This window comes from Streptococcus oralis (assembly GCF_019929345.1).
GTDB lineage: Bacteria > Bacillota > Bacilli > Lactobacillales > Streptococcaceae > Streptococcus.
The window spans coordinates 1-5,251 of the sequence record NZ_JAHZPJ010000023.1 but is presented as its reverse complement, the minus strand read 5'-3'; the positions used below and the strand labels follow the sequence as shown (position 1 = coordinate 5,251).

General features: G+C 49.5%; 2 tRNA genes and 3 rRNA genes. All 5 read left to right on the top strand.

The features are described 5' to 3' along the window. The first annotated feature begins 57 nt into the window (after positions 1-57). The 5 genes from K1I97_RS09955 to rrf all read left to right on the top strand — a co-directional run bounded on the left by K1I97_RS09955 (position 58) and on the right by rrf (position 5,251). Positions 58-129, top strand: a tRNA-Glu gene (locus tag K1I97_RS09955). A 233-nt stretch (positions 130-362) separates the two neighbouring features. Beyond that, positions 363-1,911, top strand: a 16S ribosomal RNA gene (locus K1I97_RS09950). 51 nt (positions 1,912-1,962) lie between these two features. Next, positions 1,963-2,035, top strand: a tRNA-Ala gene (locus K1I97_RS09945). Positions 2,036-2,157: 122 nt separating this feature from the next. Further along, positions 2,158-5,059 (top strand): 23S ribosomal RNA (locus tag K1I97_RS09940). Positions 5,060-5,135: 76 nt separating this feature from the next. Continuing rightward, a 5S ribosomal RNA gene (gene rrf, locus K1I97_RS09935) occupies positions 5,136-5,251 on the top strand. Together the 16S, 23S and 5S rRNA genes with 2 tRNA genes alongside form the textbook arrangement of a ribosomal RNA operon.

Genomic DNA, 5,251 nt, shown 5'->3' with positions numbered 1-5,251 from the left:
AAAAAGTCCTTGACAAAGTTGAAAAAGTAGATATAATAGAAAGAGTTGAAAAGCTCAGGTCCGTTGGTCAAGGGGTTAAGACACCGCCTTTTCACGGCGGTAACACGGGTTCGAATCCCGTACGGACTATGGGTATGTCGCAGGGGATGAAAAAAGTAAAAAAAGTTTCAAAAAAGTGTTGACATAGGTCAGCAGCTGTGATATACTAATATAGTTGTCGCTTGAGAGAGATTGAGTGACAAAGACCTTTGAAAACTGAACAAGACGAACCAATGTGCAGGGCGCTACAACTGACGTTGTAGTACTGAACAATGAAAAAACAATAAATCTGTCAGTGACAGAAATGAGTGAGAACTCAAACTTTTAATGAGAGTTTGATCCTGGCTCAGGACGAACGCTGGCGGCGTGCCTAATACATGCAAGTAGAACGCTGAAGAGAGGAGCTTGCTCTTCTTGGATGAGTTGCGAACGGGTGAGTAACGCGTAGGTAACCTGCCTGGTAGCGGGGGATAACTATTGGAAACGATAGCTAATACCGCATAATAGCAGTTATTGCATGATAACTGTTTGAAAGGTGCAATTGCATCACTACCAGATGGACCTGCGTTGTATTAGCTAGTTGGTGGGGTAACGGCTCACCAAGGCGACGATACATAGCCGACCTGAGAGGGTGATCGGCCACACTGGGACTGAGACACGGCCCAGACTCCTACGGGAGGCAGCAGTAGGGAATCTTCGGCAATGGACGGAAGTCTGACCGAGCAACGCCGCGTGAGTGAAGAAGGTTTTCGGATCGTAAAGCTCTGTTGTAAGAGAAGAACGAGTGTGAGAGTGGAAAGTTCACACTGTGACGGTATCTTACCAGAAAGGGACGGCTAACTACGTGCCAGCAGCCGCGGTAATACGTAGGTCCCGAGCGTTGTCCGGATTTATTGGGCGTAAAGCGAGCGCAGGCGGTTAGATAAGTCTGAAGTTAAAGGCTGTGGCTTAACCATAGTACGCTTTGGAAACTGTTTAACTTGAGTGCAAGAGGGGAGAGTGGAATTCCATGTGTAGCGGTGAAATGCGTAGATATATGGAGGAACACCGGTGGCGAAAGCGGCTCTCTGGCTTGTAACTGACGCTGAGGCTCGAAAGCGTGGGGAGCAAACAGGATTAGATACCCTGGTAGTCCACGCCGTAAACGATGAGTGCTAGGTGTTAGACCCTTTCCGGGGTTTAGTGCCGTAGCTAACGCATTAAGCACTCCGCCTGGGGAGTACGACCGCAAGGTTGAAACTCAAAGGAATTGACGGGGGCCCGCACAAGCGGTGGAGCATGTGGTTTAATTCGAAGCAACGCGAAGAACCTTACCAGGTCTTGACATCCCTCTGACCGCTCTAGAGATAGAGTTTTCCTTCGGGACAGAGGTGACAGGTGGTGCATGGTTGTCGTCAGCTCGTGTCGTGAGATGTTGGGTTAAGTCCCGCAACGAGCGCAACCCCTATTGTTAGTTGCCATCATTTAGTTGGGCACTCTAGCGAGACTGCCGGTAATAAACCGGAGGAAGGTGGGGATGACGTCAAATCATCATGCCCCTTATGACCTGGGCTACACACGTGCTACAATGGCTGGTACAACGAGTCGCAAGTCGGTGACGGCAAGCTAATCTCTTAAAGCCAGTCTCAGTTCGGATTGTAGGCTGCAACTCGCCTACATGAAGTCGGAATCGCTAGTAATCGCGGATCAGCACGCCGCGGTGAATACGTTCCCGGGCCTTGTACACACCGCCCGTCACACCACGAGAGTTTGTAACACCCGAAGTCGGTGAGGTAACCTTTTAGGAGCCAGCCGCCTAAGGTGGGATAGATGATTGGGGTGAAGTCGTAACAAGGTAGCCGTATCGGAAGGTGCGGCTGGATCACCTCCTTTCTAAGGATAAGGAACTGTACATTGGTCTTGTTTAGTCTTGAGAGGTCTTGTGGGGCCTTAGCTCAGCTGGGAGAGCGCCTGCTTTGCACGCAGGAGGTCAGCGGTTCGATCCCGCTAGGCTCCATTGGTGAGAGATCACCAAGTAATGCACATTGAAAATTGAATATCTATATCAAATAGTAACAAGAAAATAAACCGAAACGCTGTAGTATTAAAAGAGTTACTGACTGAAAGGTCAGAAAATAAGGTTAAGTTAATAAGGGCGCACGGTGGATGCCTTGGCACTAGGAGCCGAAGAAGGACGTGACAAACGACGATATGCCTTGGGTAGCTGTAAGTAAGCGATGATCCAGGGATTTCCGAATGGGGGAACCCAACAGGTACTACCTGTTACCCGCATCTGTTAAGGATGTGAGGAGGAAGACGCAGTGAACTGAAACATCTAAGTAGCTGCAGGAAGAGAAAGCAAAAGCGATTGCCTTAGTAGCGGCGAGCGAAACGGCAGGAGGGCAAACCGAAGAGTTTACTCTTCGGGGTTGTAGGACTGCAATGTGGACTCAAAGATTATAGAAGAATGATTTGGGAAGATCAGCCAAAGAGAGTAACAGCCTCGTATTTAAAATAGTCTTTGTACCTAGCAGTATCCTGAGTACGGCGGGACACGAGAAATCCCGTCGGAATCTGGGAGGACCATCTCCCAACCCTAAATACTCCCTAGTGACCGATAGTGAACCAGTACCGTGAGGGAAAGGTGAAAAGCACCCCGGGAGGGGAGTGAAATAGAACCTGAAACCGTGTGCCTACAACAAGTTCGAGCCCGTTAATGGGTGAGAGCGTGCCTTTTGTAGAATGAACCGGCGAGTTACGATATGATGCGAGGTTAAGTTGAAGAGACGGAGCCGCAGGGAAACCGAGTCTGAATAGGGCGCCTTAGTATCATGTCGTAGACCCGAAACCATGTGACCTACCCATGAGCAGGTTGAAGGTGCGGTAAGACGCACTGGAGGACCGAACCAGGGCACGTTGAAAAGTGCTTGGATGACTTGTGGGTAGCGGAGAAATTCCAAACGAACTTGGAGATAGCTGGTTCTCTCCGAAATAGCTTTAGGGCTAGCGTCGACATAAAGATTCTTGGAGGTAGAGCACTGTTTGGGTGAGGGGTCCATCCCGGATTACCAATCTCAGATAAACTCCGAATGCCAATGAATTATGGTCGGCAGTCAGACTGCGAGTGCTAAGATCCGTAGTCGAAAGGGAAACAGCCCAGACCACCAGCTAAGGTCCCAAAATAATTGTTAAGTGGAAAAGGATGTGGGGTTGCACAGACAACTAGGATGTTAGCTTAGAAGCAGCTATTCATTCAAAGAGTGCGTAATAGCTCACTAGTCGAGTGACCCTGCGCCGAAAATGTACCGGGGCTAAAACAATTTACCGAAGCTGTGGATACCTTTATAGGTATGGTAGGAGAGCGTTCTATGTGTGAAGAAGGTATACCGTGAGGAGTGCTGGAACGCATAGAAGTGAGAATGCCGGTATGAGTAGCGAAAGACAGGTGAGAATCCTGTCCACCGTAAGACTAAGGTTTCCAGGGGAAGGCTCGTCCGCCCTGGGTTAGTCGGGACCTAAGGAGAGACCGAAAGGTGTATCCGATGGACAACAGGTTGATATTCCTGTACTAGAGTATGTAGTGATGGAGGGACGCAGTAGGCTAACTAAAGCAGACGAATGGAAGTGTCTGTCTAAGCAGTGAGGTGTGAATTGAGTCAAATGCTTAATTCTATAACATTGAGCTGTGATGGGGAGCGAAGTTTAGTAGCGAAGTTAGTGACGTCACACTGCCAAGAAAAGCTTCTAGCGTTAAACATACTCTACCCGTACCGCAAACCGACACAGGTAGTCGAGGCGAGTAGCCTCAGGTGAGCGAGAGAACTCTCGTTAAGGAACTCGGCAAAATGACCCCGTAACTTCGGGAGAAGGGGTGCTGACTTTACGTCAGCCGCAGTGAATAGGCCCAAGCAACTGTTTATCAAAAACACAGCTCTCTGCTAAATCGTAAGATGATGTATAGGGGGTGACGCCTGCCCGGTGCTGGAAGGTTAAGAGGAGTGCTTAGCGGTAACGCGAAGGTATGAATTGAAGCCCCAGTAAACGGCGGCCGTAACTATAACGGTCCTAAGGTAGCGAAATTCCTTGTCGGGTAAGTTCCGACCCGCACGAAAGGCGTAATGATTTGGGCACTGTCTCAACGAGAGACTCGGTGAAATTTTAGTACCTGTGAAGATGCAGGTTACCCGCGACAGGACGGAAAGACCCCATGGAGCTTTACTGCAGTTTGATATTGAGTGTCTGTACCACATGTACAGGATAGGTAGGAGTCTATGAAATCGGGACGCCAGTTTCGAAGGAGACGTTGTTGGGATACTACCCTTGTGTTATGGCCACTCTAACCCAGATAGGTTACCCCTATCGGAGACAGTGTCTGACGGGCAGTTTGACTGGGGCGGTCGCCTCCTAAAAGGTAACGGAGGCGCCCAAAGGTTCCCTCAGAATGGTTGGAAATCATTCGCAGAGTGTAAAGGTATAAGGGAGCTTGACTGCGAGAGCAACAACTCGAGCAGGGACGAAAGTCGGGCTTAGTGATCCGGTGGTTCCGTATGGAAGGGCCATCGCTCAACGGATAAAAGCTACCCTGGGGATAACAGGCTTATCTCCCCCAAGAGTTCACATCGACGGGGAGGTTTGGCACCTCGATGTCGGCTCGTCGCATCCTGGGGCTGTAGTCGGTCCCAAGGGTTGGGCTGTTCGCCCATTAAAGCGGCACGCGAGCTGGGTTCAGAACGTCGTGAGACAGTTCGGTCCCTATCCGTCGCGGGCGTAGGAAATTTGAGAGGATCTGCTCCTAGTACGAGAGGACCAGAGTGGACTTACCGCTGGTGTACCAGTTGTCTTGCCAAAGGCATCGCTGGGTAGCTATGTAGGGAAGGGATAAACGCTGAAAGCATCTAAGTGTGAAACCCACCTCAAGATGAGATTTCCCATGATTTTATATCAGTAAGAGCCCTGAGAGATGATCAGGTAGATAGGTTAGAAGTGGAAGTGTGGCGACACATGTAGCGGACTAATACTAATAGCTCGAGGACTTATCCAAAGTAACTGAGGATACGAAGTGTAAGGTTTACTTGGTATTTGATAGATATTCAATTTTGAGTAGGTATTACTCAGAGTTAAGTGACGATAGCCTAGGAGATACACCTGTACCCATGCCGAACACAGTAGTTAAGCCCTAGAACGCCGGAAGTAGTTGGGGGTTGCCCCCTGTGAGATATGGAAGTCGCTTAGC